Below are 26,595 nucleotides of genomic sequence, written 5' to 3'. Positions count from 1 at the left end.
ACCGGCATATCTACAGCGCCGCGCGTCTTATCAGACGCGCAAAGATCGCTGTGTCCTGCAGTGGATGCGCTCGCGCATCGAGAATAATTTTGATGCCGCCCGTCGGTTTCCGCCAGCGTCGTTCGTCTAACTATCGACGCTGCTGCATGTTTCCTTAAGTCACAGTCGGTTTTAGGGAAAAAATATGCAGTAAATTCAAAGTGCTACAGCGTCCTTTGTGCGTCTGAAAGCCGTAGGCGAGCGCCCCGAAAACGAAGGGTGTCACGTCGAAAGGATTTGCCTAAACGGAGACCAAAAATGATCAGTTCTCACTATCGATGGGTGATCGTTGCCGCAGGTGGCCTTCTGGGCTGTATCGCGATAGGCGCCATGTTTTCGCTGCCCGTCTTCCTCCAGCCCATTTCGCGCGACACTGGATGGTCCGTCACCGGCGTGTCCAGCGCCATGACCGTGGGCTTTATCGCGATGGCCTTGGCGAGCATGATCTGGGGCGCCGCCTCGGATCGTTGGGGTCCGCGTTTAGTCGTGGTGACCGGGTCGGCTCTTCTGGCTGCGAGCCTGGCGCTCGCCAGCAGGGCGACGTCGCTCATCGAATTTCAAATCCTCTTCGGCTTGATCGTCGGAGGTGCCTGCGCCGCGATTTTCGCGCCGATGATGGCTTGCGTGACAGGCTGGTTCGACACCCATCGCAGCCTTGCCGTATCTCTCGTGTCCGCCGGCATGGGAATGGCGCCGATGACCATGTCTCCCTTGGCGGGATGGCTGGTTTCGATCTTCGATTGGAGAACATCGCTGCTCATCATTGCTGCCCTCGCCGCAGCCATCATGATCCCGGCAGCATTGCTGTTGCGCAGTCCGCCGGCATTGGAGGACCCGCATGCCGCCGCATCTTCAGGCGAAGGGCCTGATATGTCCTTGGGGCAGGCGCTCAGATCGCCTCAATTCATCGTATTGCTGCTGACGAACTTCTTTTGCTGCGCCACGCATTCGGGTCCGATCTTCCACACAGTGAGCTATGCGATGAGCTGTGGTATCCCGATGCTCGCCGCTGTTTCGATCTATAGTGTCGAAGGGTTGGCGGGCATGGGCGGTCGTGTCGCCTTTGGCATCCTCGGAGATCGCTATGGAGCAAAACGCATTCTGGTCGCGGGCCTGCTGCTGCAGGCGTTCGGCGCATTGGCCTATTTCTTCGTGCGCGATCTCGGCGCGTTTTACGCGGTGGCGGCCGTGTTCGGCTTCATCTATGCCGGCGTCATGCCCCTCTATGCGGTGATCGCGCGTGAGAATTTCCCGCTGCGCATGATGGGCACAGTAATCGGCGGAACGGCCATGGCCGGGAGCCTCGGCATGGCTATCGGTCCGCTCGCCGGCGGCCTGATCTACGACGCCTTTGCGAGTTACGGCTGGCTCTATATCGGCGCCTGGGGCATTGGCATCGGTGCTTTCCTGATCGCCATGACCTTCAAGCCATTCCCCAAGGATCGGCCAGCGCTGGCGCCAGCCTAATGCATATCGCCCAAAGGTGTGCTGCGCCTTTGGGACCACGACATGCGCAAGAACAAGGACCTGAAGCGCGTCGCATGAACTCGTTTGCATGCGACGCGTTTAGCAAGGAATGCGGGCACGGGGAGCGCCGGGACGGAACACACGGCGTCGCCCGGGGTCGATGTCAATTTTCCTTCACGCCGCTGTGGAATAAGCCATCATGGACCCGGGCTGGCTGGCGGCCCCGTGAACGTCGGAGGGAACGAGATGAAGAACGAACGAGAGGCAGAGCGCATCGATTGGCTCGAGGCGGAGCTGGCCGATACGCTGGACGAGGACTACGAGCTCGAGCTCTCCGAACCGGCGCTGTCGGAGGAAATCCGCAAGATATACCGCAAGTCTCATCCTCCGACGATTCCGCGTATGGACTATTTCCGCACGCTCCTGACACTGCAGTCGGAATTGATCAAGCTGCAGGATTGGGTCGCCTACCGCAAGGAGAAGGTCGTCGTGATCTTCGAGGGGCGCGATGCGGCCGGCAAGGGCGGGGTCATCAAGCGCATCACCCAGCGGCTGAATCCGCGCGTCGCAAGGGTGGTGGCACTGCCGGCCCCCTCCGACCGCGAGAAGACCCAATGGTATTTCCAACGCTACGTGCCGCATCTGCCCGCCGGCGGTGAGATCGTGCTTTTCGACCGCTCCTGGTATAACCGCTCCGGCGTCGAGCGGGTCATGGGCTTCGCGACGGAAGACGAGGTCGAACAGTTCTTCAACGACGTGCCGGAATTCGAGCGCATGCTGGTGCGCTCCGGCATTCGTCTCATCAAATACTGGTTCTCGATCACCGACGAAGAGCAGCAGATGCGCTTCCTGATGCGCATCCACGATCCCTTGAAACAGTGGAAGCTCTCGCCGATGGACCTGCAGTCGCGCGTGCGTTGGGAGGCCTACACCAAGGCCAAGGAGGAGACGTTCGCCCGCACCAATATCGCGGAAGCGCCGTGGTTCATCGTCGAGGCCAATGACAAGAAGCGGGCCCGCCTGAACTGCATCGACCACCTGCTCAGGCAGATCCCTTACGAGGACGTTCCGCATGAGGATATCAGCTTGCCGGAGCGGATCTTCAACCCCGACTACGAGCGCCAGGTTCTGCCGCGGGAACTCTACGTTCCCTCGAAATACTAGAGCATTTTGCAGCTAGGGTTCCATCGACTGCAAAATGCTCTAGCCGTTCGCGCTCTCGGCCCTGCCCTTCGGCGCATAGAGGGCGCGCGAGCGTTCGAGGTGCTTGATCATCGCCTGTTCGGCCTCGTCGGGATTTCCGCGGCGGATGCAGTCGATGATTTCCTCGTGTTCCGTGAGCGTCACGTTTTCCCGGCCGGTCCAGATCAGCATTTCCGTGTGATATTCCTTGAGCCAGCCGAGCATCGCCTCGCTGACGGCGGTGAAGATCGGATTTCCGGAAATCTGTGCGATGCGGGTATGGAAGGCCATGTCGGCTGCGATGAAAGCCTCGGAGTCGCCAAGGGCTGCTCGCTGGCGCTTCAGCGTTTCTTCGAGCGCCGCAATATCGGCGGCGCTCGCGCGGCTGGCCGCCTCGCGAATCATGCCGCGCTCGAAGAAGATGCGCGCGCTTTTTAGATGCTCGAGGGAGTCCGAAGAGGCCGAAAGCATGATCTTGGCGGCGAGATCGACCTGCCGAAGGAGCGATTTCGCCGTCGGCTGCAGCACCTTGGCGCGCTCCCCATGCGAAATCTCGATCAGCCCCATATTGGCGAGCGCCTGCATCGCCTCGCGAATGGCCGGGCGCCCGACCTGAAAGCGCTCCATCAGCATCCGCTCGGAAGGCATCTCGTCTCCCGGCTGCAAGTCGCCGCTTTCGATCAGCCCCTTCAGCCTCGCGAAGACCTCGTCCGAGAGCTTCCTGCGAACAATGGGCTCGGATTGAATGACCATGTGAACTCCACTCGTCTTGTGGCTCATTCCTATATGCACGATTTCCATAAGGAGGAAATCTTGGGCGCGCCACCCGCCGGAGGGGCGCGAATTTTCTCTTGCGCAACTGAGATACTCATTATACCAGTCGGCGGAAAGAGGCTACTGAGTTCAACGCGAGAGCGCGCCCGTGATACGCATCACCTATCGCATCGAGAGCCCCGGCGACGTCGAGGCTCTGGCGGCGAAGATCGCCAGCGACCAGTCGACCGGGACCTTCGTGCCGGTGCCCGGCGAGACCGAGGAGCTGAAGGCGCGCGTTGCGGCACGCGTCGTCGCTGTCCGTCACCTGGAGCCGACCGATCGGCCCTCTTTGCCCGATGAAGCGGGGGAGGCGAAGCGCTTCAATCGAGCCGAAGCGGACATATGTTTTCCGCTCGAAGCGGTCGGCACGGATCTGTCGGCGCTGATGACGATCGCCATCGGCGGCGTCTATTCCATCAAGGGCCTGACCGGCATCCGCGTCGTCGACATGAAACTGCCGCCGGAATTTGCGGCCGCGCATCCCGGTCCGCAATTCGGCGTCGCCGGCAGCCGGTGCCTGACCGACGTCGAAGGGCGGCCGATCATCGGGACGATCGTGAAGCCGGCGCTGGGCTTGAGGCCGGAGGAAACCGCCGCTCTCGTCGGCGATCTGCTTTCTTCCGGTGTCGATTTCATCAAGGACGACGAAAAGCTGATGAGTCCGGCCTATTCGCCGCTGAAGGACCGGATTGCCGCGATCATGCCGAAGATCCTCGATCATGAGCAGAAGACCGGCAAGAAGGTGATGTATGCCTTCGGCATATCGCATACCGATCCGGACGAGATGATGCGCAACCACGATCTCGTGGTGGCCGCCGGCGGCAATGCCGCGGTCGTCAACATCAATTCGGTCGGCATGGGCGGCGTCGCCTTCCTGCGCAAGCGCTCTCGCCTCGTCCTTCATGCCCATCGCAATGGCTGGGATATTCTCACCCGCCATGGCGGCCTCGGCATGGAGTTTTCGGTCTGGCAGCAATTCTGGCGATTGATCGGCGTCGATCAGTTCCAGATCAACGGCATCGCCGTCAAATACTGGGAGCCGGACGAGAGCTTCGTAAAATCGTTCAAGGCGGTGAGCACGCCACTCTTTTCCGAGAAGGATTGCCCGCTGCCCGTCGTCGGTTCCGGCCAATGGGGCGGGCAGGCGCCGGAGACCTATGCCCGCACCGGCCGGTCGACCGATCTGCTCTATCTCTGCGGTGGAGGTATCGTCAGCCATCCAGGCGGTGCGGGCGCCGGCGTCAAGGCCGTTCGCCAAGCCTGGGAGGCTGCGGTCGCCGGCATTCCGCTCGCCGATTACGCGCGCGAACATCCTGAACTCGCGCTGTCGCTCAAAAAATTCGCCGACGGCAAGGGCGCCTGAGTTCCGAGCGACCGGAGACCTCGAATGCAGAAACCTTTGCTCAGCTACTACGGAGATGACCTGACCGGTTCCACCGATGTCATGGAGGCGCTTTCTTCCCAGGGAGTCGATACGGCACTGTTCCTCAAGATTCCCGATGCCGCGCTTCTTCAACGCTTCGCTCATTGCCGCGCTTTCGGACTCGCCGGCACCAGCCGCAGCCAGACTCCCGCCTGGATGGCGGAGAACCTTCTGCCGGCCTTCTCGTGGCTGAAATCGCTCGGCGCGGAGGTCGCGCACTACAAAGTGTGCTCGACCTTCGATTCCAGCCCCACAGTCGGCAATATCGGCAGGGCGATCGAGATCGGCCGGGCGGTCTTCGGGAAAGCACCAGTGCCACTCGTCCTCGGCGCGCCACAGATCCGCCGCTATACGGCCTTCGGCAATCTCTTCGCCGCCTATCGCGGCGACACCTATCGCATCGATCGTCACCCGGTGATGTGCCGGCACCCCGTCACACCCATGGACGAGGCCGACATCCGGCTCCACCTGTCGCGGCAGACATCGCTCAGCGCGGGGCTCGTCGACCTCGCGAAGCTTTCGTCGCCGGATGCGGACGCATTCACAGACAGGGCCTTTGCCGAAGGTAACGATATCGTCCTTCTAGACGTCGCCGATGAGGCGAGCCAGGCCGTCGTCGGGCGCCAGCTCTGGCGCAGGCGCGTTGCGGGCGGGCAATTCGCCTGCGGGTCTTCGGGCCTCGAATATGCGTTCGTTCGCGAATGGCGCCGCCTCGGGCTTGTCGACGACGCGCCCGCTTTCAGCCCGCCGGGGCCGGTCGATCGGATCGCCGTCGTCTCCGGCAGCGTGTCGCCGACGACGGAACGGCAGATCCGCCACGCACTCGAGAACGGTTTCGACGGGATCGCGCTCGACGCGGTCGCCTTCGCCGCGGCCGGGGAGGAATCTGCAGTCGAGAACGCGGTTGCGCGGGCTCTTGCCAGTCTTGGCGCCGGCCGCAGCGTCATCCTCTACACGGCCCTTGGCCCCTCGGCAGATCGGGGCGATGCCATTCCGCTCGAGGACGGCTCCCGTCACCGGATCGGCGAAAGGCTCGGGCTCTTGCTCAAGGAATTGGTCACGCGCGCCGGGCTCTGCCGAGCGGTGATCGCCGGCGGGGACACGTCCAGCCACGCGCTCGGCCAGCTTTCCGTCGATGCGCTGACCTTGCGGCTGCCCTTGCCGCAGTCGCCCGGCTCGCCCCTCTGCACGGCGCATAGCGCGGATTCTCGAGTGGACGGGATAGAGGTGGCGCTAAAGGGCGGACAGGTCGGCCTAGACGATTACTTCTCGATGATCCGCGACGGCCGCCCCGGCTAGAGTATCTTCGATGAACGCGGCGGCGGTTTGGGGGTCGCGGCCTTAGCGTCCAACGTCAATCGCCGATGACATATCCTTCGCCGCCGTGACAATGGCACGTCTCAACCATATGTGCCTGGGCGCGTCTTGCTGGCGCGCGTGCCAGGCGAGGCTCATCGTGAAGCTCCCAAGATCGAGGGGCGGCGGCAACGATACGAAGCGCCTCATGTTGGCGGCCGCTCGTGCCAGGCTCGACGGCAGGGTCATGATAAGGTCGGAGCGAGCGGCGATCTCGACCGCCGCGAAGAAGTTCGGCACGCGCAGCTTCACTCGTCGCGTTCGCCCCATCCGCGCAAGCGCCTCATCAACAGGTGCAGGTCCGACGCCGGTGACGCTCACCACGATATGCTCAAGCGCCAGAAAGCGATCGAGCGTGAGTTTTCCGGCGAGCGCAGGGTGATGCGCCCGCATGAGCGTCACGAGTTCTTCGTCATAGAGGCCGCGTCGATGGATACCGGCCGGTGCTTCGTCGATCAGCGCCACCATCGCATCCGCGACACCGTGCTCCAGCGCTTCGATCCCGTTCGCGCCCGGCGCGACAATATCGAGATCGAGGGACGGTGCCTCGCGGGCGAGGTGGGCGAGCAAATGAGGTGTGAGGGCGGCGGCCTGGAGATCGGGCATAAGAAGCCGGATTCGACCCGTCGCCGTCGCGGGATCGAACGAGTTCGCTTCCAACAATTCTCCTAGGCCTGCCAGTATACTGCGCAGCAGGGGGCGCACCTCTTCGGCACGGGAGCTGAGGACGTAGCCGCCCGGCCCATCGACCAGCAGCGCGTCCGAAAACACCGCGCGCAATCGCCCCAGGGCACGGCTCGCGGCCGGCTGGCTCATCCCGAGCCGGTGGGCGGCCCGTGTGACGTTCTTCTCATCCAGCAGCACCTCAAGCGCCACCAACAGGTTTAGGTCGATTCGGCGTAAATCCACTTCGCGCATGCTGATTATGTATCACATGCATTGGACGCATGGAATTCCCGCGTCTATTAGTCCTTTATCGAGCGAGCTGACGGAGTGGCAATCATGTATGTCGTACTTGGAGCAAATGGACGGGCCGGCGGCGAGGTAGCGCGCGCCCTTATCGAACGCGGCGAGGCCGTGCGTGTCGTCCTGCGTCGCACGGAGCAGGGTGAAAAGTGGACAGCCCTCGGCGCGGAGGTGGCCGTCGCGAGCATCGAGGATGCCGACGCAATGCCCGATGCCCTGACGGGCGCGTCGGGAGCGTTCCTGCTCAATCCGCCGCCGGTGAGCGGTGATCCGTACGCCCGCACGGAAGAACTCGGCGCGGCGCTGGCTGATGCAGTACGGCGGGCGCGTCTGCCCAAGGCCGTTGTCCTGTCGTCCATCGGAGCGCAGCATGCCTCCGGCACCGGCGTCATCGCCACCCTAAACCGGTTCGAGGCACTGCTTGACGAGGTGGCACCAGCCACCGCCTTCCTGCGGTCGGGCTATTTTGTCGAGACCTGGGGCGAGGTGGCGCAAACTGTCATGTCGGAAAGCGTGCTGCCGACCTTTATCGAACCCCCTCAGAGAATTCCGATGGTGAGCACGATCGATGTCGGGCGCGCCGCGGCAGCCGTGCTGTGCGAGGAGTGGACCGGGAAGCGGGTCGTTGAGCTGGCCGGACCGGAAGACTGGAGCGCTGGCGATGTGGCGTCGGCCTTCGCGGAAGTTCTCGGCCGCCCGGTGGTGCCGGTACCGATCCCGCCGGAGCGCCGCGCCGGGCTGCTCGCCGAGGAAGGCGTGCCCGGCGAGGTGGCGAGCGCGCTTCTCGGCATGTATGAGGGAATCGCCAACGGCCTGTTCATGCGCCACAACGACAGCGAACACCGGCGCGGCACGATTTCTCTGACGACAGCGATAGAGCGCGTTGTCGCAACGGTTGAACCAGTCGGCCGCTGATCTTCGCTGATGAGCGAACTTTAGAATTCACGCGACAGACGTTGTCTGGTTCACTGCTCCTAGTGACTTGGGAGGAGGTAGAGATGACGAGGAGCCCGAGCGGCAATCTTCGCGGACGGATTCCTGGGTTCTCACACCGGCATCTACCTGCAAAGATTTTGTGCGTCCGGCGCCTGTGCACGATAATTGAGCAATGCGGCTACAGCGGACTAATATTTGATCATTCGAAAAAGCGGCCTACGCATTCCCCTTTAGCCTAGCCGCCTGAATTTCTTCGATTATCTCAAAACCCGTCGGTTGGCACGCCGCTTGCTTCTATGATTTTGAGCCCAAGCAGACCCCAATGGCGCCCAATGTCGCGCGCCAGAAGCAAGGTTGCTGAAGAGGATCGACGCGCGCATCCCCGATGAGCGCGGGCCCCTGTTTGCGGCTTTTCCAGGATCAACTGACAGGGATTGGCGCTGGCACGCGCCGGGAGAAGTTATGTCCGCTCTTCACAAAACACAGCCCACCAGTGCAGGCGAGCAAGCGCGCGCCCTGTGGATTTCAACGACTGCATTCACGATCTGTTTTGCCGTATGGACCATCTTTTCAATCATCGGCGTGCGTATCAAGGACGAGCTTGGCCTCAGCGAAGCTGAGTTCGGGCTGCTGATCGGCATGCCGATCCTCACGGGATCGCTGGTCCGCATCTTTCTCGGCATTTGGACCAGCCGCTATGGCGGTCGCCTGGTTTACACGCTGACGATGGTGGCGGCGGCGCTTGCCACGTTCCTGTTGGCCTATGCGACCACCTATCCGCAAATGCTCCTTGCCGGCCTTGGTGTCGGACTCGCGGGTGGCTCCTTTGCCGTCGGCGTCGCATATGTTTCGCCCTTCTTTCCGCCGGAAAAGCAGGGCACGGCGCTCGGCATTTTCGGCGCCGGCAATGTGGGAGCGGCCGTCACGAAGTTCCTCGCGCCGTTCGTTCTCGTCGCCTTCGGCTGGCAGGCCGTTGCGGAAATCTGGGCGGTCGTGCTTTTGGTCACGGCGATCGTCTTCTGGTTCTCGACTGAAGACGACCCGCAGTTCCGCGCCCGCCGTGAAACTCGTCAGCCCCGCAAGAGCTTTCTCAAGGAATTTGAGCCGCTGAAGAACATCCAGGTCTGGCGCTTCTCACTCTATTATTTCTTCGCCTTCGGCGGTTTCGTCGCCCTTGCGCTCTGGCTTCCGCGCTATCTCGTCGGCGTCTACGGCTTCAGCATCGAAACGGCGGGCATGATCGCTGCCGCTTATTCGATCCCCGGCAGCATTTTCCGCGCCTATGGCGGCGCGCTGTCGGACAAGATTGGCGCGCGCAAGATCATGTATGCGATGTTTGCCGTGTCCGCGGTCGCAACGGCGATACTTTCGGTGCCTGCCGGCCGTGCGATGCCGATCGTCGTGACGCCCGTTGTTTTCGTCGCCGTCACTTTCGTGCTGGGCTTCGTCATGAGTCTCGGCAAAGCGGCGGTCTACAAGCATATACCCGCCTACTATCCCTCACATGTTGGCGCCGTCGGCGGCGTCGTGGGCATGATGGGCGGCCTAGGCGGTTTCGTCCTGCCGATCGCCTTTGGCTATCTGAAGGACGTGACGGGCCTCTGGTCGAGCTGCTTCATGCTGCTCTTTGTCGTCGTCGCCGCCTCCATGATCTGGATGAACGCCTCGATCCGGCAGATCAAGCGGCGTGCTGGTGAAGGCATGCCGGCCGGCGCCATTGCACAATAGCTCGTCCTGACCGACGTCGCTGTCGGGCCCCACGCGCCGGTCAGGCGCGCGGGGTCATCGAGCACCGACGAACACCGTCCACACGAGGCCCGCCAGGGCGCAGGCCAGAAGCGTCGCGAGGATCGATGCGCGATAACGGAAAATCGCGACCGCGGCAGCGATCGTCAAAATCAGGGAAGGCACGACGAGAGACGGCGCCACAGGCACATCGAAGGCGAACCACCCGAGCCTCCAGGTCACCACCTCTGCAAACAGCGTGTGCAGGCCGAACCAGACGGCAAGATTGAGGATGACGCCGACGACTGCGGCGGTGATCGCCGACATCGCGCCCGTAAGCGCCACATTGTTGCGCAGCCGCTCGATGAAGGGCGCTCCGAGGAATATCCAGAGAAAGCAGGGTACGAAGGTCACCCAGGTCGTCAGGATCGCGGCGAACGTCGCTGCCGTCATCGGGTGAAGGGTACCCGGATCGCGGTAGGCTCCCATGAAGCCAACGAACTGCACGACCATGATCAGCGGCCCTGGCGTCGTCTCCGCCATGCCGAGCCCGTCGAGCATCTCGCCCGGCTTCAGCCAGCCGTAATGCTGGACAGCCTCCTGGGCGACATAGGCGAGCACGGCATAGGCGCCGCCGAACGTCACGACCGCCATCTGGCTGAAGAACAGCCCGATTTGCGTGAAGACATTACCTAGGCCGAGAAAAGCGATCAGCAACGCCAGCGGCACCAGCCACAGCGCCAGGAACACTGCCGAGACCCGGAGCGACCACGCGAGATTCGGGCGCGCGTGGACGGGGATCTCCTCGCCCAGCACCGAATCCTCGTCCCTGAGGACGGGACCCGATCCCGCCTTGTGACCGCCGCCGATCCGGAAGAGCGGCGAACCGGAGCGGCCGCCGATATAGCCGAGGATGCCTGCCGCCAGGATGATCAGCGGAAAGGGGACGCGAAAGAAGAAGATGGCGATGAAGGCCGCGGTGGCGATGCCGATCATCAGTTGGTTCTTGAGCGCCCTGCCGCCGATCCGGAACACGGCATGGACGACGACGGCGAGCACTGCGGCTTTCAGGCCGAAGAACAGCCCTTCGACGACGGTGACATTGCCAAAGGCGGCATAGATGTAGCTCAAGCCGAGAATAGCGAGAAAGCCAGGCAGCACGAACAGTGTTCCGGCGACGAGGCCGCCGGCGGTGCGGTGCAGGAGCCAGCCGATATAGACGGCGAGCTGCTGTGCCTCGGGTCCGGGCAGCAGCATGCAGTAGTTGAGCGCATGCAGGAATCGGTGCTCGCCGATCCAGCGCTTCTCATCGACGAGGATGCGGTGCATCACCGCAATCTGCCCGGCCGGACCACCGAAGCTCAGGGCCGCAACCCTCGCCCACACCCGGACCGCTTCGCCGAATGGAATACCGTGAGTGTATTGTTGCCGCGCCGTATCCGGCGCGGCTTTGCCTGCGACCTCGGTCATTCACATATCCTTCTTCGGCGACGGCCAGTTATGGGTTTCGTCGGTAGCATCCCGGCACCAGCGATAAAAGGCGTCGTAGAGCAGCATCCCCGCCTCCAGTTGCGCAAGGTCATCGGCATACATGCGCGACAGGCCGAGAGATGCCGCCAAAAGACCCGGCGCTTGCGGAGCGAGATCGAGGCGAGCGGTATCCGCGCCCCGGACGATAGTGGCCAGCCGCAGCAGCGGCTCCGTCGAAAGGTCGAACTCGTCGACCATGACGTCGAAGGTACAAAGCTCGCCCTTGTGGCTCCAGCGGATCGGGGCATCGATGTCGAAGGGGGTCGCAGCGAAGCGGTCCCCAACCACCTCGACTTCGGACGGCGACACGAACAGGAAGACTGCTCGCGGATCGACGAAACGGCGGATCAGCCAGGGGCAGGCGATGCGGTCGATCTTCGGGCGCGCCCGCGTCACCCAGACGGTGCGGCCGCTTGCGTCCCGTTCCGGTATCGCGGAGGCGGGTACCGCCGGATAGCCGCCCTCTGCCCAGGCTTCGAAGCCGCCCTCCAATACGTCGGCGGCAATGCCATAGTGGCGAAGCCAGGCGGCGACGCCGTAGCTGAGCTTCTTGCCGCGATGGCAGATCACGACCGCGGACTCGCTGGCGATGTCGGCAATCCATTCCTGTACGTGGCGATAATCGCGCCGAACGGAGCCGGGTACGAGACGCGGGTCGGCATCGAAGTCCTCGTCGATCCGAACGTCGATCAGCTCGGGACATTTCGGGGTGCCGACAAGGCGCGCAAGTTTTTCGGGGGAAATTTCAAGAAGTGACGACATAGCGCGTCCTCCCGTGTGAGCGGTTGAAATGGACGCGATGCTTCGGCTGTCGCCTCGTGGGGTGATCGCAACCCCATGCGCGATGTTTTCCTCCCATTGCCGGGTGCTGTCAAGGCCGGCTTCCTTGGCCCGACCTTAACTCCTTCCTTCGCCAGCGGAGGAGGTCAGGGACGAGGCCGCGGCCGCGTGGGCGGCCGGCAGGCCCGACCACCCCTGGAAGCCGACATATATGCCGACGGCGATGATCAGGATGCTCGAGAAATAGGGAGCCCTGCGGGCGAACGTGCCGAACCAGCTCCAGCGTTTCGTCGCATGACGCACGCTCAAGGCCGCGGCCGCGCCGACGGTGACGAGGGTGAGCGCCAGGCCGATCGAGAAGCACAGGACAAGCACGAAGCCGAGCGTGAACTCCTTGAGTTGCAGGCAGAGCAGGAGCACGGTGATGGCGGCCGGGCAGGGGATCAGTCCGCCGGTGAGGCCGAACAGAATGATCTGCCAGATGGTCACGCTCCGGTCGGCGAACCGGCGGCGGATGTCGTTGGCATGCGCCAACTCATGGGCGTCCCGGTAGCCGTCGGTCGCCAGGTTGAGCCCGCGAAGCTCCTCGCGCATATGATCATGACCGTGCCCGATCCGGGGAGCGTCGCCGTGACTATGGCCATGGGAATGGTCATGATCGTGATGGTGGTGATGGCCATGGCCGTGCACATGGCCCGCCGCTGCTTTCGCGCGTTGCTGGTCTTGCCATGTCCGCCACAGCATCCACAGCGCGATTGCGACGATGATGGCGGCCGACGCGAGTTGGAAATAAGGCTCGACGGCTTCCGAATCCACGCCCCGCCAGAGATGCATGCCCGCGAACGCGATGCCCCAGACGACGATTGTGTGCGAGACCGTCGCCGCGATGCCGAGCAGGACGGCCTGCGTGACCGTGCCGCGAATGGCGACAATGAAGGCGGCCATCATCGTCTTCGAATGACCGGGCTCCAGGCCATGCAAGGCGCCGAGCAGGATGGCGCTCGGGACGAACAGCCAGGCATGGGCCGCTCCCTGCTGCATCAAATCGGCGAAAGCGGGCATCGGCATGACCTCAGAGATATTTGGTGATCGACTTGAACTCGTCGATCGATTGGCGCCGGTCGCGCGGAAGTGCGCCGACGGTTTCTTCGAGACAGTGGTCCAGATGGTCCTGGATGAGCGTCCGCTTCGCCTGCGTGATCGCCTTCTCCACCGCGTGGAGCTGCTGGGCGATATCGAGGCAGGGCCTGCCGCCCTCGATCATGGCGATAACGCTCTTCAGGTGCCCTTCGGCACGCTTCAGCCGCTTGACGATTTCGGGATGGGTTTCGTGCTTGTGCTCTGTCATAGAAACTCACCTATCCCCCTGGAGAGGATACTTCAACCGGGAATCTTGTCCGATTGATGACGCATTGAGGTTACTTGAGTGCTTTCCCGACTGACGGCGTTTTTCCGGTCCGGCGGAAAAACGATCCGCCGAAGGGAGTTATGCGGTCTTATGGTAGAGTTGACGACAGCGCATGGATCGCAAGCGCCGGCCTCATACCAGTGGCGGCAGGAATTAACTTGGCCTCGGATTAGTCGATTGTGCGCGCAACCGGAAGAGCTGGCCGTGCGGCAACTTAAGGACAAAACCTTCATCTGGCTGACCGCCGCGGTATCGCTGGCCTTCGTGCTGGTGCTGTGGCCGTTGTCCGGGGCCATCCTTTGGGCGACCGTGCTGGCCGTGCTGTTCACTCCCGTGAACCGCAGCATGCTCAAACGCATGCCAGGCTGGCGCAACCTCGCTGCGACCATCACTTTGGCCGTTATACTCGTGATGGTGATCCTGCCCTTCCTGATCGTCGCGAACCTCGTTTTTCGCGAGGCTGCTTCCATTTACAGGAGCGTCGCGGCGGGCCAGATCGATCTTGGTATCGATATCCAGGCGCTGCGCGACATACTGCCGGACTGGCTGAACGGGTTGCTCGACCGCATCGTGCCGGATGCCGATGCGCTGCGCACGCGACTGTTGAACGCGCTCGGGCAGAGCGGCGAGTTTCTGGCGGGGCAGGCGATAAACATCGGGCAGTCGACCTTCCACCTCATCGTAAGCATTTTCGTGATGCTCTACCTGCTCTTCTTTTTTCTGCGCGACGGGCGCGAACTGGCGCGGGTGATTGGTGAGGCGATGCCGCTCAGCGTTAGGCTGCGGCAGGCGCTGTTCAGCCGCTTCGCGCTGACCATCAATGCGATCGTGAAAGGCAGCGTCGTCGTGGCGCTCGTGCAGGGAATGCTGGGTGCGCTCGTCCTTTGGGCGCTTGACGTCAGGGCGCCGGCGCTGTGGGGTGCGGTTATGGCGGTGTTCGCGCTGCTACCCGTGGTGGGCACGGGTCTCATATGGGGACCCATCGGCGTCTATATGCTCGTATCAGGGGCCATCTGGCAGGGTGCCGTGCTGCTTCTCTTCGGAATCCTGGTGATTGGGCTGGTGGACAATCTGCTGCGGCCGATCCTCATAGGAAAGGAGACCAGGATGCCGGACTATCTCGTGTTGGTCTCGACGCTCGGCGGCATCGCCGCCTTCGGCACCAATGGTCTCGTTGTGGGTCCGGTAATTGCAGCGCTTTTCCTGGCGGCCTGGTCCGTGTTCCCGGCCGTGACGGGCGAACGAGAGAACGGAGACGGACGGCAGATTTAGCGTGCTGCAGCCCCAAAACGGGCTTCAACCGACGGCAACAAAGATCTTGAGGCAAACGCGTGGAGCTGTCATCTGGTCGCCATGCTGGCGACCAGATCGCTGAACCTCTCGCCCTGGATGCCGACATGTGCCCGCAACAGGCGACGGGCCTCCTCTCCGTCTCCGGCGAAGATCGCATCGACGATGGCGCAATGTTCCGAGAAGGACGTCGACAGACGGTTGCGCACCCGCAGTTGCAGCCTGCGGTAGGGTCGGAGGCGACGGTGCAGTTGAGTACACTGCTCCTGCAAAAACGCGCTCCGGCTCGCCGCGTAGATCGCCTTATGAAACTCCTCGTTGGCGTAATAATAGTCATCGCTGTCGCCGGCCTTGGCCGAGAGTTCGCATCGCTTGTGGGCGGCCGTGATGGCTTCGCGGGCTTCATCGTTCAACCGGCGGGCGGCCAGGGATCCGGCAAGCCCCTCCAGTTCCGCCATGACCTCGAACATCTCGTAGACCCGGTGCGGCCCCGGATCGATGACGACGGCACCTCTGCGCGGGCGGATTTCGATCAGCCCGATCGCGTTGAGCTGCATCAGCGCTTCGCGCACGGGCGTCCGGGAGACGCCGAACCGATTGGCAAGAACCATTTCGTCCAGCCGCTCGCCAGGAGAGTACTCATTGGAAAGAATGGCGTTTTCGATCTCGTCCCGGAGCCACCGGCCGACATTTTCGGACATGTGTACCGCTTCTTTCATACAAAATCGCCTCTCTTGTATACACGATGCTTGACATCGTGTACGTATTGTGACAGCTTACATACTACCGGCGGAACGGTGCGATGGGAAGCAGCCGCGACCGGTTCGCGCAACTAGATCACGAAGATTTTAGGTCGGACCGATTCTAACAAGTTAGGGCGGGATGCGGGCGGAAAACCGCCTACACTTTTCCTCATCCCGCGCTGAGGCGGAGGCTGAGAAGAGGAGAAATCGGCATGCCTGAGACCTCTTTTTTCACGGATATGCTGCAGAGCATCACCGACCGCGGGCGGAAGCTTCTATTTTCCGGCTCGCGCACGACGCAGGTCGCAGCCGAAGTCGATCTCGAAACACTCTGTGAAATGCTGCTGTCGAGCCGAGGCGAAGCCTCAGGCATGGCGCTTGCTGCCGAGATTCTCGAGCGCTGGAGCGCACTCGGGAGCGAGGGTGCCCAGAACTTTCTGCACATGCTGCATGAAAAGTTCGGGGCCGATACGATGAGGCTCGATCAGGCGGTCGAAAATTACCGCATGGAAAAGAGCTCCGCAGCGATCACCGCTCTCCATGAAGCGGCGGAGCCGCGTCGCCAGGAGCTCCTGCGCCGATTGAACCACGCGCCGAACGGCACGGCCAAGCTCGTTCGGATGCGTCAGCAGCTTCTTTCAATGAAAGGGCAATCCGCTGAATTTCACGCGCTCGACGCCGACTTCGCACATCTGTTCGGCTCCTGGTTCAATCGCGGCTTTCTCACGCTCCGGCCGATCGACTGGTCGACACCGGCGCACATCCTCGAAAAGATCATCAAATACGAGGCCGTGCACGAAATCGCCGGCTGGGAGGAGCTGCGCCGCCGTTTAGCGCCGGCCGACCGTCGATGCTTTGCCTTCTTCCATCCGAGGCTCGCGGACGAACCGCTCGTATTCGTGGAAGTGGCGCTCACCCGCTCCGTCCCCAGCGCGATCAGGGAGGTGCTCGACGAGGGCAGGGAACAGATCGATGCCCCCGAGGCGACAACCGCCGTCTTCTATTCGATCTCCAACTGCCAGGATGGCTTGCGCGGAATCTCGTTCGGAAACTTCCTGATCAAGCAGGTCGTGGAAGACCTGCGCCGGGATCTGCCCGGCCTCAAGAACTTCGTCACCCTGTCGCCCGTTCCAGGCTTTGCCCGTTGGCTCAAGGCGCTTAGTTCGGAGAGCAACCCGCCTTTGTCGCAGGAGACGAGCAAGGTGCTGACGCTGCTCAACGAGACGGCATGGGCCGACGACAAGAACATGGCGATGGAAATAGAGCGCGTCTTGCTGCCGCTCGCGGCGCGCTATTTCCTGGTCGAACGGACGCCGGAGGGCCGCCCCGTCGATCCGGTCGCCCGCTTCCATCTCGGCAACGGTGCTCGGCTGGAAAGACTGAATTTTCTCGGCGACCGCTCAGCCAAGGCTATGCAGCAGGCACACGGCCTGATGGTCAATTACCTCTACAAGCTCGAGGACATCGTGGCCAACCACGAAGCGCTTGCCCAGCGCGGCGAAGTGATCGCCTCGCCCGAGGTCAAGAGCTTGCTCGATCAGAACGGCGAAGGTCGGCGCGGCGTCCACGGCCAGCAAGGCTCTCGGCCATTCGGACAAATGGTCAACTCAAGGATCGGAGGAAGGCGAAAGTGAGCAACCATCTTTTCGACGCCATAAGGACCGCCGCGCCGGGTGACGCGCCGTTTATCCGGATCGAGAGCGGCCGCATATGGACCTACGACGACGCGCTCGATCTTTCGAACCGCATTGCCAGTGCGATGGATACACTCGGCATTCGCCCGGGCGACCGAGTTGCGGTGCAGGTCGATAAAAGCGCCGAGGCCCTGATCCTCTATCTCGCCTGTCTGCGCAGCGGCGCGGTCTACCTGCCGCTCAACACCGCTTACACGCTGGCTGAACTCGACTATTTCATCGGCGATGCCGAGCCGCGCCTGGTGGTCGTTTCTTCGGCCGCTCGCGAAAACGTCGGAAAAATAGCAAAGCCTCATGGCGCGATCATTGAAACGCTGGACGCCGACGGCACCGGCTCATTGCTCGATCTCGCACGCGACGAGCCGGCCGATTTTGTCGACGCCTCGCGCTCGGCCGATGATCTGGCGGCGATCCTCTATACCTCGGGGACGACGGGGCGCTCCAAGGGGGCGATGCTCACCCACGGGAACCTGCTTTCGAACGCCATGGCGCTGCGCGACTTCTGGCGCGTCACCCCCCAGGATCGGCTGATCCATGCCTTGCCGATATTCCACACGCACGGGCTCTTCGTCGCGACGAACGTCACGCTGCTTGCGGGCGCCTCGATGTTCCTGCTGCCGAAGTTCGATCCGGATGAGGTGATTTCGCTGATGCCGCGGGCGACCCTTTTGATGGGCGTTCCGACATTTTACGTGCGCCTCCTGCAGAGCCCGCGTCTCGACAGGCAGGCCGTCTCCAACATGCGCCTCTTCATTTCCGGTTCGGCACCGTTATTGGCCGAGACACATGTCGAGTTCAAAAACCGCACCGGACACGCCATCCTCGAGCGTTACGGCATGACCGAAACCAACATGAATACGTCCAATCCCTATGACGGAGAACGGATCGCCGGAACGGTCGGCTTTCCGCTGCCGGGCGTGACGGTGCGCGTGACCGATCCCGCCACCGGAGCCGTGTTGTCTGCCGAAGAAACCGGAATGATCGAGATCAAAGGACCGAACGTCTTCAAGGGCTACTGGCGCATGCCCGAAAAGACGGCAGCCGAGTTCACCGCCGATGGCTTTTTCACCAGCGGCGATCTCGGCAAGATCGACAGGCGCGGCTATGTCCACATTGTCGGGCGCAGCAAGGATCTGGTGATTTCGGGCGGGTACAACATCTATCCGAAGGAGGTCGAGGGCGAGATCGACCAGCTCGAGGGCGTGGCCGAGAGCGCCGTGATCGGTGTCCCGCATCCGGATTTCGGAGAGGGCGTGACGGCGATCGTCGTTCGCAAGCCCGACGCGGCTCTGGATGAGATGGCGATCCTTGGCGCGCTTCAGGACCGGCTCGCGCGCTACAAACAGCCCAAGCGCATCATCTTCGCCGAGGACTTGCCCCGCAACACGATGGGCAAGGTCCAGAAGAATGTCCTCAGGCAGCAATACGCCGATCTATACGCCAGGACGTGACGTGACCGCGCCCTCTGGGAGGAAGGCGCGCCGACTCATCTTCAAATTTTGAAAACGACAGCTACGGCGCTGGAGGCGCCGGAGGGAGGAGAATCATGGGTATCGAAGTACTATCCATATTGCTGTTGGTCGGGATGTTCGTCATCGCGACGGTCCAGCCGATCAACATGGGCGCGCTGGCATTCGGCGGCACTTTCGTGCTCGGCTCGTTGATCATCGGAATGAAAACCAGCGACATCTTCGCCGGATTTCCGAGCGACCTTTTCCTGACGCTGGTCGCCGTCACCTACCTCTTCGCCATCGCACAGATCAACGGCACGATCGACTGGCTCGTCGAAGGTGCCGTGCGGCTGGTGCGCGGACATGTCGCCTGGATCCCCTGGGTGATGTTCCTCGTCGCCGCCGTCATCACCGGTTTCGGTGCTCTTGGCCCCGCGGCTGTCGCGATCCTCGCACCCGTCGCCTTGAGCTTTGCCGTGCAATACCGCATTCACCCGGTGATGATGGGCCTGATGGTGATCCATGGCGCGCAAGCCGGCGGCTTTTCGCCGATCAGTGTCTATGGCGGAATCACCAACCAGATCGTTGCCAAGGCCGGTCTGCCCTTCGCCCCGACATCGCTGTTCCTCTCCAGCTTCTTCTTCAACCTGGCGATCGCCGTGCTGGTCTTCTTCGTCTTCGGCGGCGCGCGGGTGATGAAGCAGGAACCCGCATCGTCCGGCCCCTTGCCGGAACTGCATCCCGAAGGCGTATCGGCGTCGATCAGAGGCCATGGCGGCACGCCTGCCAAGCCGATCAGGGAACATGCTTACGGCACCGCGGCCGACACTGCAGCGAGCTTGCGGCTGACGAATGAAAGGATCATCACCTTGATCGGCCTGACTGCACTCGGGATCGGCGCGCTGGTCTTCAAGTTCAATGTCGGTCTGGTCGCAATGACCGTCGCCGTCGCCCTGGCGCTGCTGTCCCCGAAGACGCAGAAAGCGGCGATCGACAAGGTGAGCTGGTCGACCGTGCTGCTGATCGCCGGCATCATCACCTATGTCGGCGTCATGGAGAAAGCCGGCACGGTCGATTATGTCGCCAATGGCATATCGAGCCTCGGCATGCCGCTTCTGGTGGCGCTCCTGCTTTGCTTCACGGGCGCGATTGTTTCGGCCTTTGCATCCTCGACCGCGCTGCTCGGCGCCATCATCCCGCTCGCCGTGCCGTTCCTCCTTCAAGGACACATCAGCGCCATCGGAGTCGTCGCCGCGATCTCGATCTCGACGACCATCGTCGATACCAGCCCGTTCTCGACCAACGGCGCACTCGTCGTCGCCAATGCGCCGGATTACCAGCGGGAGAAAGTACTGCGGCAACTCCTCGTCTACAGCGCACTGATTGCCATCATCGGTCCGGTGGTGGCATGGTTGGTGTTCGTCGTGCCTGGGCTGGTCTGATCGGGCTGGCGGTCCAAATGCAGCGAGCGAAGCATCCGAGACGCTCATGTCCGAAGGCTTCATGCTTCCGGAGGATATGGGTTTCGTTCTCGACCGGGCTCGCGAGCAGAGCACGGCACTGCGTTGAAAAAAGTCCGGGGAAGTGCCGCGGAATTGCTGCGATGACGCGGCGGACGGGAGATTGGCTCCCGTTCGCTCCGGCCGAAGTATTTCAGGCTGCGTACATATCGAATCGCCCACATGACCGTTCCGCCTTCGGGAAGAGAGGCTGGCAGCTGACCGGTTGTGGGCAAACTCCGACTTGGAGCAAACCCGTGGGAACAGCCGCGCCATCAGTTGGTTCTACGTCGAGGGGAGCCAGAGACCAAAGCAGAGCTTCCGACAGCCAACAAGCCGAATGGAGGAAACGAAGATGGCCGACGAGAGATACCGACGGAGAGAGCAATACGGCCGCGGCTACGGGCGCGAGCCCGACGAGCCCCGAGGCCGATACGGGCGCTTGAGGCGCTCTTGGGAGGACGATTACGGGGATGACCGCTATGAACGCAGTTATGGCGGTCGCGAGGGGTATCGCGGCGACTATCCTTCGCGGGGGCAGGGTTACGGGCGCGAACGGGAGGCCGGCGAAGCTTATCGCGGCGAATTCGGCGCTCGCGGAATGAGCGAGCGGATGGGTGGATATGGCCGTGAGTGGGGATTGCGACGGGGCTTCGGTGCCGAGCGCTTCGGTGGCGGCAGCGAGAGTGCGGAGGCGGTGTTTGAAGATCAGGACTTTGGTCGCGGAGAGAGCGGTTACGGCCGCGACTTCGGCCGGGGATACGGCGGCGGCTACGGGCGCGAAGGATATGGTGGCGCGCACGGCGGCGGCTATGGCGGCGAGGGCTATCGCGGCGGGATGTATGGCGGTGGCTATGGAGAGCCCCGCAGCGAGCGCTTCGGACAATATCGCGGTCGGGGACCGAAAGGCTATCAGCGGTCGGATGAGCGCATCCGTGAAGACGTATGTGATCGGCTTAGCGATGACCGTTCGGTGGATGCCTCGGAAATCGAGGTGCGAGTCAGCAATTGCGAGGTGACGCTGAGCGGCACCGTCGAAAGCCGGGAGCAAAAGCGCCGCGCCGAAGACTGCGCGGAAGAAGTCTCAGGCGTAAAGAACGTGCAGAATAATCTGCGCGTGAGCCAGCAAGGCTGGACTGCCGGCGGAAAATCCCAGACCGGAACGACAGGAACAACCGGAGCGGGAATGACGACCGGAACCAGCGCGACGAGTCCGGAATCAAGACGCGAGACTTGAGCTCGGTGAGGCAAAACGTCTTAAGCGCCCGGGTAATCGGGCGCTTAAGACCGGTGGCTCCGAGGATGCGAGTGTCCGACTCGGGAACAGCCCTGCGGCTGCCGGGTTAGGCCTTTGCCGGCGCCGCTGGTGCCGGTTCCGCGACGGCCGAGGCGAGCGATGACAGCCAGACAGCGCAGCAAAGATCCGATCCCCGCCTATCCGCTCCGGATAACCCTGCCGTATACGCTGTTCGTCGCCGTCCTCACGCCTTTCTACTGGCTGCGATACGGCCCCGGCAATTTCCTGTGGTTCTCCGATCTTGCCTTGTTTGCCGTGCTCATCGCACTTTGGACAGGCATTCGGCTTTTCTATTCGATGATGGCGGTCGGCGTTCTGCCGCTCGAACTCGCCTGGTGCGTCGACTTCGTCACCGGCGGCAGGTTCATCGGGCTCGCCGCCTATATGTTCGATCCGAAGGAGCCGTTGCATATGCGGTTGTTGTCGGGCTTTCACCTCTTCCTGCCGGTGCTCATCCTATTCATGCTGATGCGGCAAGGCTACGACCGCCGGGCGTTCAAGGCGCAGACCGTCTTCGCCTGGGGCGTGCTTCTCGCGAGCTATTGGCTCACCCCTCCGGAGAAGAATATCAATTGGGTGCACGGGCTCGGCCCGGGGCCGGAGACGCAAAAGGTGCTGTCTCCGCGCACCTATCTCGGCCTCTACATGGTGTTGCTTCCCGTGGTTGCCTATCTCCCGGTCCATCTCGTGCTGAAGCGGCTTTTCCGGCCCTAAGTCATGATGGACACCGGCACAGACCGTGCAGTCGTGTTGTCGGCGACAAGCGGCCTTTATTCCGCCCGCTTCTTAATTCTCTGTTAAGGAATACATTCCTTTGCGGAGATCTTGTCCATGTCGCTCGGCGCATCCCAACGTTTGCACGACGGCGTCGCGGCCGTTGAAACCATGACGCGTTTCGCGCTTGCAGTGCTGGCGCTTGCCTCGGGCGTCTATACCTATCTCGGCGTGCGCAGCATTCTCGACGGCTCGCCGACCGCGGTCTTCTTCGCGGCGATCATCTACTCGGCCTCGGTCTCTGTCGGCATCTATGCCTTCTGGTCCTATATGGCCCGCTTCTATCCGCATGTGACCACCCATACGGGCCGGGCCGCCATGTTGGGCGTGATGGCCTTGGGCGCTGCCATGATCATCGCCATGTCGAGCTGGCTCAACGCGGCGGCGCTCGCAGGTTCGGCCGCGCTCGAACAGCACCTCGCGGAAACGGTGGAGGACTACACCGCCGACCTCGACCAGGCGCACCAGAACGCGCTTGCGGCGCAAAGCCTGCTGCCCGATATCCAGCGCGCATCCGAACGCTTCGCTCAGCTTGCCGCCTCCGAGCGGCAATCGGGAGCGCTCACCGGCACGACGGGATCGGGAAGCGTGGTGCAGCTTCTGTCGCAAATGTCGGCGCAGATGAAGGAGCTCGAAAATGGCATCAACGCCTCCCGCGAGCAGGTCACGACCCTGTTCAACCAAGGGCAAAAGCGGCTCGAAACCATGCGCACGCTGGTCTCGGCACCGGGTGCGATCGAACCGCGTGCCGACCAGTTCTCCTCCGAAGTGGTGGCGCTCACAGGCGTGATAGCCTCGCTCGGGCAGACTTCGATCGCGCCTTCGATCCGTCGCGCCGCGGACGACCTGTCCCTCGGCTTCATCGCACCGGTGGCCGACGGCGGCGATGCCGATCTCGTCAACCGCCAGGACCGGGTCATGGAGACGGTGCGGGCCTCGGTGGCGGCGCAATCCAAAGTGCTCTCTGACGCGGCCGACGAAATCCTCGCCCGTACGCCGGTGGAGGAGCGACGCTTCGTTCCGCTGTCCTCCGCCGAAGCCGTGTTGCGCTATGCGGCTGATTTCATTCCCGCCTGGGCCGGCGCCATTTCTATCGATCTGCTGCCGGGCGTGCTGGTCTTCATTCTCGCCGCAGTGCACGGCGCCATCCGCAAACAGGAGGAAAGGCTGCCGTTTGCCGAGCGCATTACGGCGGCCGAACTGCTGCAAGCGCTAGAAGTGCAGCGAGCGGTAACGGCAAACGGCGTGAACCTCGGCGAGATAGGCGCCCAGACGGAAGCCGACGGCAAAGCGGACGAGCTGAACAACATCACCAGTCTCGACCCGAGAACGCGTGCAAAGGATCGGTCGCATGAGGATCGATGAGCCATTCAAGGCGCTGCTGCGGCTCGACGACGGTGTGCTGATGCGCGGCGCTTTCTTCCTGTTGCTATCGGCCGCGGCGGTCTTCCTGCTGATCGACGTGCGCGATATCACGGCAATGAACGCCGAACTGCCGGGTTTCGACCCGATGCTAGAGGACCAGCCGGTCTTGCCTCCGGCACTGACCGAGGGCGGGCCCAGGGCTCCGTCGGCACAGCCCGCAAGCCCCGACGAGGTGCTGCGCCAGCCGATGAAGTTCGAGCTCACGTCCGGCGGCGTGTTGCTCGCCGAAGGCACCATTGACCTCGGGGCAGGTGCGCGCTTCGCTGAGGAGATCGAAACGCGAGGCGAATATGTAAAGACGGTGGCGCTCAACTCACCCGGGGGCTCGGTGGACGACGCGCTCGTCATTTCGAAGCTGATCCGCGAAAAGAAGCTCAATACCAAGGTGGCGTCAAAAGCGCTCTGCGCCTCCTCCTGCCCGATCATCTTTGCCGGCGGTGTGGGGCGCCTGGCCGAAGAGGATGCAATCGTCGGCGTGCACCAGGTTTTCAACGGCAGCAGGGAGAGGCCGACGGCAGAACAGGCCGCGTCATTCGCGCAATCCACGACCGCTCGGGTCGCCCGCCATCTCGATGCAATGGGCATCGGCGCCGGGCTCTGGATCAATGCGCTCGAAACGCCGCCGGACCGGCTCTACTATCTGACGGCGAAGGAGATGGCTGACTTCAAGCTGACCACGGAGCCGGTCGCGACCGCCAAGAAGAAGAGCTGAGCTTGTCTGGGCGCAATATGCGCTCGACGATCGCGACAACATCTTCAGTTACATTGAAAGAGAGAATCCGAGGACGGCGGTCCGCGTCGACGAGGGATCGTCCGCGCTGCACGCCGCCTTCTCGACTTTCCCGAAAGCGGTCGTCCTGGTCGGATTGCCGGAACACGCGAGCTTGTTGTGCCGCGCACGCGCTATATTGCAGCCTACGTCGTGACGGCGGATAGGATTCGTATTCTGCGTATTTTGCACGGCGCCCAGATCTGGCCCATCGAGTTTATCGATGAGCAGACTTGACGACGCCACCGCCTGCGATATTCGCCCGATGTAGAGTGTTTCACTTGGATGCCGCGTTCGGAACATTTGGGTGATGAACCTGTTTGTACGGCTTGGCCGAAGCCGCAACGCTCGACCCGACCTGATTGTGTTCGCGACTACTCGCCGCCCATGCATTACCACCGCACCAGATCGATTGAGCAATTCAGAGGATGGCACTCCTTGGGTGCAATAGGTGCGTTTGCCGCCGGAGCTCTCGCGGTTGGAGCTTACGCAATCGGCGCTTTGGCGATCGGCCGTCTCGCTATCGGCAAGGCGCGGATAGGAAATCTCGAAATCGATAAACTGACCGTTCGCAATATTCGCGGCGCAGGATCGTCCGATCACAATGGCGGTGGGCGTAACGATACCGCTATGACCACGGCTGGCGTGGCGGAAGGCTACGTCTCCTTATGCCGCCGAGGAGAGTTCGACGAGGCGATGGCGCGCTTCTTCTCGGCAGATCACGTCCGTTCCGAATCTCTCGACATGCGAGAGGCTCCTATAGAAATGCACGGCATGGAAGCGATCAGGCAAGGCAGTCGAGAATTTGCAGAACAACATGAAATCCACGACGTCGTGGTCGACGGCCCACTTGTTGGAGGAACGCGGTTTGCCGTCGGCTTTTCCATCGATGCGACTTTCACGCCAACCGGAAGACGTGCGGCAATTCGGAAGCTCGACGTCTATACCGTGCAGGGCGGGGCCATCGTGCGGAGCGAAGTCTACTACAACGCGCCTCCGCTTTCGGCACGTTAGCCCCCGGTGAGAATGGGCCGATTCGGCCCGCAATCATCGCTAGGCAAGATCGCCGCCGTCGATCCCGATCACATGTCCGCTGATGTACGAACTTGCATCGCTGGCGAGGAACACCACCAGGGAGGCCACTTCCTCCGGCGTACCGACGCGGCGCATGGGGTAGGGAGCAACGAGCTGTTCCGTCGTCACTTTCCAGTCGCGCCGCACCCGCTCCAGCATAGGTGTCTCGATCGGTCCGGGCGCGATGGCGTTGATGCGCACGTGCCGGCCGTACTCCTGAGCGGCGGCGCGGGTCATGTGGATGACGGCGGCCTTGGAAGCTCCGTAGGCGATGATGTTCGGGAAGGCGTGCCGGCCACCGATCGAGGCCGTGTTGATCATCGCGCCTCGTGATTGCACGAGATGCGGCAGTTCGTATTTCATTGCGACGAACACGCCACGCAGATTGGTGGCGATCTGGTCGTCGAAGCCGGCAATGTCCGTGTCGGCGATCGGGGCCGGCGGCAGGTCGATGCCGGCATTGTTGAAGGCGATGTCGAGGCGGCCATAATGCTCGACGGTCTCGGCCACGAAACGCTCGACTTGACGCGCATCACGCACGTCCGATTTGATGTAGACAACGTCGCCGCCAGCAGCGCGCAGGCGGCTCTCTACCTCGCGCCCGAGCGCTTCCCGCCGACCGTTGAATGCGACCTTCGCACGGGCCCGGACAAGGGCGGCGGCAGTCGCCGCGCCGATTCCGGAGGTGCCGCCGGTCACGATTGCGACCTTGCCCTCGAGAACGCCAGGGTTTTGCGCCATCGCGGGTGCCGCTGTGAGCCCGGCGCCGGCCGCTGCGCCAGTGGCAAGCATGCCGGCGATAAGGTGCCTGCGCGGAAGCATTATCGTGTCGGATGTGATCTCGTCGGTCATCACTCGTCGCCTCTCTCTGCCATGGATGGAGGAAAGGCTAACCGAGAGTATTTGCCGAAAAAATCCGTGTCTGCTTTCAGGATTTTAAAGTCTGAGTTT

General features: G+C 62.6%; 23 protein-coding genes and 1 pseudogene. 16 read left to right on the top strand and 8 right to left on the bottom strand.

All coding sequences use genetic code 11. The features are described from left to right. The first annotated feature begins 297 nt into the window (after window positions 1-297). Window positions 298-1,506: an MFS transporter gene (locus M728_RS22395; RefSeq protein WP_026621050.1), complete on the top strand. Its 1,209-nt coding sequence runs from the start codon at window positions 298-300 to the stop codon at window positions 1,504-1,506. 246 nt (window positions 1,507-1,752) lie between these two features. Then, window positions 1,753-2,670 carry a polyphosphate kinase 2 gene (ppk2, locus tag M728_RS22390; protein ID WP_026621051.1) on the top strand — a complete coding sequence of 306 codons (918 nt, stop codon included), beginning with the start codon at window positions 1,753-1,755 and terminating at the stop codon, window positions 2,668-2,670. Between the two features lie 39 nt (window positions 2,671-2,709). Here ppk2 and M728_RS22385 read toward each other — a convergent pair whose 3' ends face one another. Further along, on the bottom strand, window positions 2,710-3,441 hold the full coding sequence (locus M728_RS22385) for a transcriptional regulator NanR (protein ID WP_026621052.1): 732 nt from the start codon (window positions 3,439-3,441) through the stop codon (window positions 2,710-2,712). 169 nt (window positions 3,442-3,610) lie between these two features. Between M728_RS22385 and oiaX the strand changes: the two genes are divergently transcribed. Both oiaX and M728_RS22375 read left to right on the top strand, forming a co-directional pair. Continuing rightward, a complete protein-coding gene (gene oiaX, locus M728_RS22380) occupies window positions 3,611-4,867 on the top strand; it encodes a 3-oxo-isoapionate-4-phosphate decarboxylase OiaX (RefSeq protein ID WP_026621053.1) in 1,257 nt (418 codons plus the stop codon). 24 nt (window positions 4,868-4,891) lie between these two features. Beyond that, the gene (locus tag M728_RS22375; RefSeq protein ID WP_026621054.1) at window positions 4,892-6,226 is read left to right on the top strand and encodes a four-carbon acid sugar kinase family protein; all 1,335 of its coding nucleotides are present in this window, start codon (window positions 4,892-4,894) and stop codon (window positions 6,224-6,226) included. A 42-nt stretch (window positions 6,227-6,268) separates the two neighbouring features. Here the strand turns inward: M728_RS22375 and M728_RS22370 are convergent, their stop codons facing one another. After that, window positions 6,269-7,201: a LysR family transcriptional regulator gene (locus M728_RS22370; protein ID WP_026621055.1), complete on the bottom strand. Its 933-nt coding sequence runs from the start codon at window positions 7,199-7,201 to the stop codon at window positions 6,269-6,271. A gap of 84 nt (window positions 7,202-7,285) precedes the next feature. On the opposite strand from M728_RS22370, the gene M728_RS22365 reads away from it, so the two are divergent. Then, the gene (locus M728_RS22365; protein WP_026621056.1) at window positions 7,286-8,164 is read left to right on the top strand and encodes an NmrA family NAD(P)-binding protein; all 879 of its coding nucleotides are present in this window, start codon (window positions 7,286-7,288) and stop codon (window positions 8,162-8,164) included. 483 nt (window positions 8,165-8,647) lie between these two features. Next, a complete protein-coding gene (locus M728_RS22360; RefSeq protein WP_026621057.1) occupies window positions 8,648-9,913 on the top strand; it encodes a nitrate/nitrite transporter in 1,266 nt (421 codons plus the stop codon). Window positions 9,914-9,967: 54 nt separating this feature from the next. On the opposite strand, the gene chrA is transcribed toward M728_RS22360, so the two are convergent. The 4 genes from chrA to M728_RS22340 all read right to left on the bottom strand — a co-directional run bounded on the left by chrA (window position 9,968) and on the right by M728_RS22340 (window position 13,568). Further along, window positions 9,968-11,380, bottom strand: coding sequence for a chromate efflux transporter (gene chrA / locus M728_RS22355; protein WP_026621058.1), 1,413 nt, complete (start codon window positions 11,378-11,380; stop codon window positions 9,968-9,970). Further along, on the bottom strand, window positions 11,381-12,202 hold the full coding sequence (locus M728_RS22350; RefSeq protein ID WP_026621059.1) for a sulfurtransferase/chromate resistance protein: 822 nt from the start codon (window positions 12,200-12,202) through the stop codon (window positions 11,381-11,383). 135 nt (window positions 12,203-12,337) lie between these two features. After that, the gene (locus M728_RS22345) at window positions 12,338-13,282 is read right to left on the bottom strand and encodes a nickel/cobalt efflux transporter (RefSeq protein ID WP_051440910.1); all 945 of its coding nucleotides are present in this window, start codon (window positions 13,280-13,282) and stop codon (window positions 12,338-12,340) included. Window positions 13,283-13,292: 10 nt separating this feature from the next. Then, complete coding sequence (locus M728_RS22340; RefSeq protein WP_026621060.1) at window positions 13,293-13,568, bottom strand: metal-sensing transcriptional repressor; 276 nt, start codon at window positions 13,566-13,568, stop codon at window positions 13,293-13,295. Between the two features lie 264 nt (window positions 13,569-13,832). Here M728_RS22340 and M728_RS22335 point away from each other — a divergent pair, with 264 nt between their 5' ends. After that, window positions 13,833-14,900 carry an AI-2E family transporter gene (locus M728_RS22335; RefSeq protein ID WP_370906483.1) on the top strand — a complete coding sequence of 356 codons (1,068 nt, stop codon included), beginning with the start codon at window positions 13,833-13,835 and terminating at the stop codon, window positions 14,898-14,900. 68 nt (window positions 14,901-14,968) lie between these two features. Here M728_RS22335 and M728_RS22330 read toward each other — a convergent pair whose 3' ends face one another. Beyond that, complete coding sequence (locus M728_RS22330) at window positions 14,969-15,619, bottom strand: GntR family transcriptional regulator (RefSeq protein ID WP_026621061.1); 651 nt, start codon at window positions 15,617-15,619, stop codon at window positions 14,969-14,971. A gap of 254 nt (window positions 15,620-15,873) precedes the next feature. Here M728_RS22330 and M728_RS22325 point away from each other — a divergent pair, with 254 nt between their 5' ends. From M728_RS22325 to M728_RS22285, 9 genes and pseudogenes are all read left to right on the top strand, one after another. Next, entirely contained in the window at window positions 15,874-17,295 is a 1,422-nt protein-coding gene (locus tag M728_RS22325) for a malonyl-CoA decarboxylase (protein WP_026621062.1), read from the top strand. Next, window positions 17,292-18,806 (top strand): malonyl-CoA synthase, encoded by a 1,515-nt coding sequence (locus M728_RS22320; RefSeq protein WP_026621063.1) that lies wholly within the window; start codon window positions 17,292-17,294, stop codon window positions 18,804-18,806. The genes M728_RS22325 and M728_RS22320 overlap by 4 nt, the downstream gene beginning before the upstream one ends. Window positions 18,807-18,901: 95 nt before the next feature. Further along, window positions 18,902-20,248 carry an SLC13 family permease gene (locus M728_RS22315; protein WP_026621064.1) on the top strand — a complete coding sequence of 449 codons (1,347 nt, stop codon included), beginning with the start codon at window positions 18,902-18,904 and terminating at the stop codon, window positions 20,246-20,248. Window positions 20,249-20,660: 412 nt separating this feature from the next. Further along, on the top strand, window positions 20,661-21,542 hold the full coding sequence (locus tag M728_RS22310) for a BON domain-containing protein (protein ID WP_156943447.1): 882 nt from the start codon (window positions 20,661-20,663) through the stop codon (window positions 21,540-21,542). A gap of 159 nt (window positions 21,543-21,701) precedes the next feature. Next, window positions 21,702-22,316, top strand: a complete 615-nt coding sequence (locus tag M728_RS22305) for a hypothetical protein (RefSeq protein ID WP_034883737.1) — start codon at window positions 21,702-21,704, stop codon at window positions 22,314-22,316. Between the two features lie 117 nt (window positions 22,317-22,433). Further along, window positions 22,434-23,741, top strand: a complete 1,308-nt coding sequence (locus M728_RS22300) for a hypothetical protein (protein WP_026621066.1) — start codon at window positions 22,434-22,436, stop codon at window positions 23,739-23,741. After that, the gene (locus tag M728_RS22295) at window positions 23,728-24,513 is read left to right on the top strand and encodes a hypothetical protein (RefSeq protein WP_026621067.1); all 786 of its coding nucleotides are present in this window, start codon (window positions 23,728-23,730) and stop codon (window positions 24,511-24,513) included. The genes M728_RS22300 and M728_RS22295 overlap by 14 nt, the downstream gene beginning before the upstream one ends. 40 nt (window positions 24,514-24,553) lie before the next feature. Continuing rightward, a pseudogene (locus M728_RS22290) lies at window positions 24,554-24,807 on the top strand (type II toxin-antitoxin system RelE/ParE family toxin). 48 nt (window positions 24,808-24,855) lie between these two features. Further along, window positions 24,856-25,584 (top strand): nuclear transport factor 2 family protein, encoded by a 729-nt coding sequence (locus tag M728_RS22285; RefSeq protein ID WP_156943448.1) that lies wholly within the window; start codon window positions 24,856-24,858, stop codon window positions 25,582-25,584. 39 nt (window positions 25,585-25,623) lie between these two features. On the opposite strand, the gene M728_RS22280 is transcribed toward M728_RS22285, so the two are convergent. After that, window positions 25,624-26,496: an SDR family NAD(P)-dependent oxidoreductase gene (locus M728_RS22280; RefSeq protein ID WP_051440905.1), complete on the bottom strand. Its 873-nt coding sequence runs from the start codon at window positions 26,494-26,496 to the stop codon at window positions 25,624-25,626. Between the last annotated feature and the right edge of the window lie 99 nt (window positions 26,497-26,595).

It is taken from the genome of Ensifer sp. WSM1721 (assembly GCF_000513895.2).
Taxonomy (GTDB): domain Bacteria; phylum Pseudomonadota; class Alphaproteobacteria; order Rhizobiales; family Rhizobiaceae; genus Sinorhizobium.
This window is presented reverse-complemented; position numbering and strand designations above follow the sequence as displayed.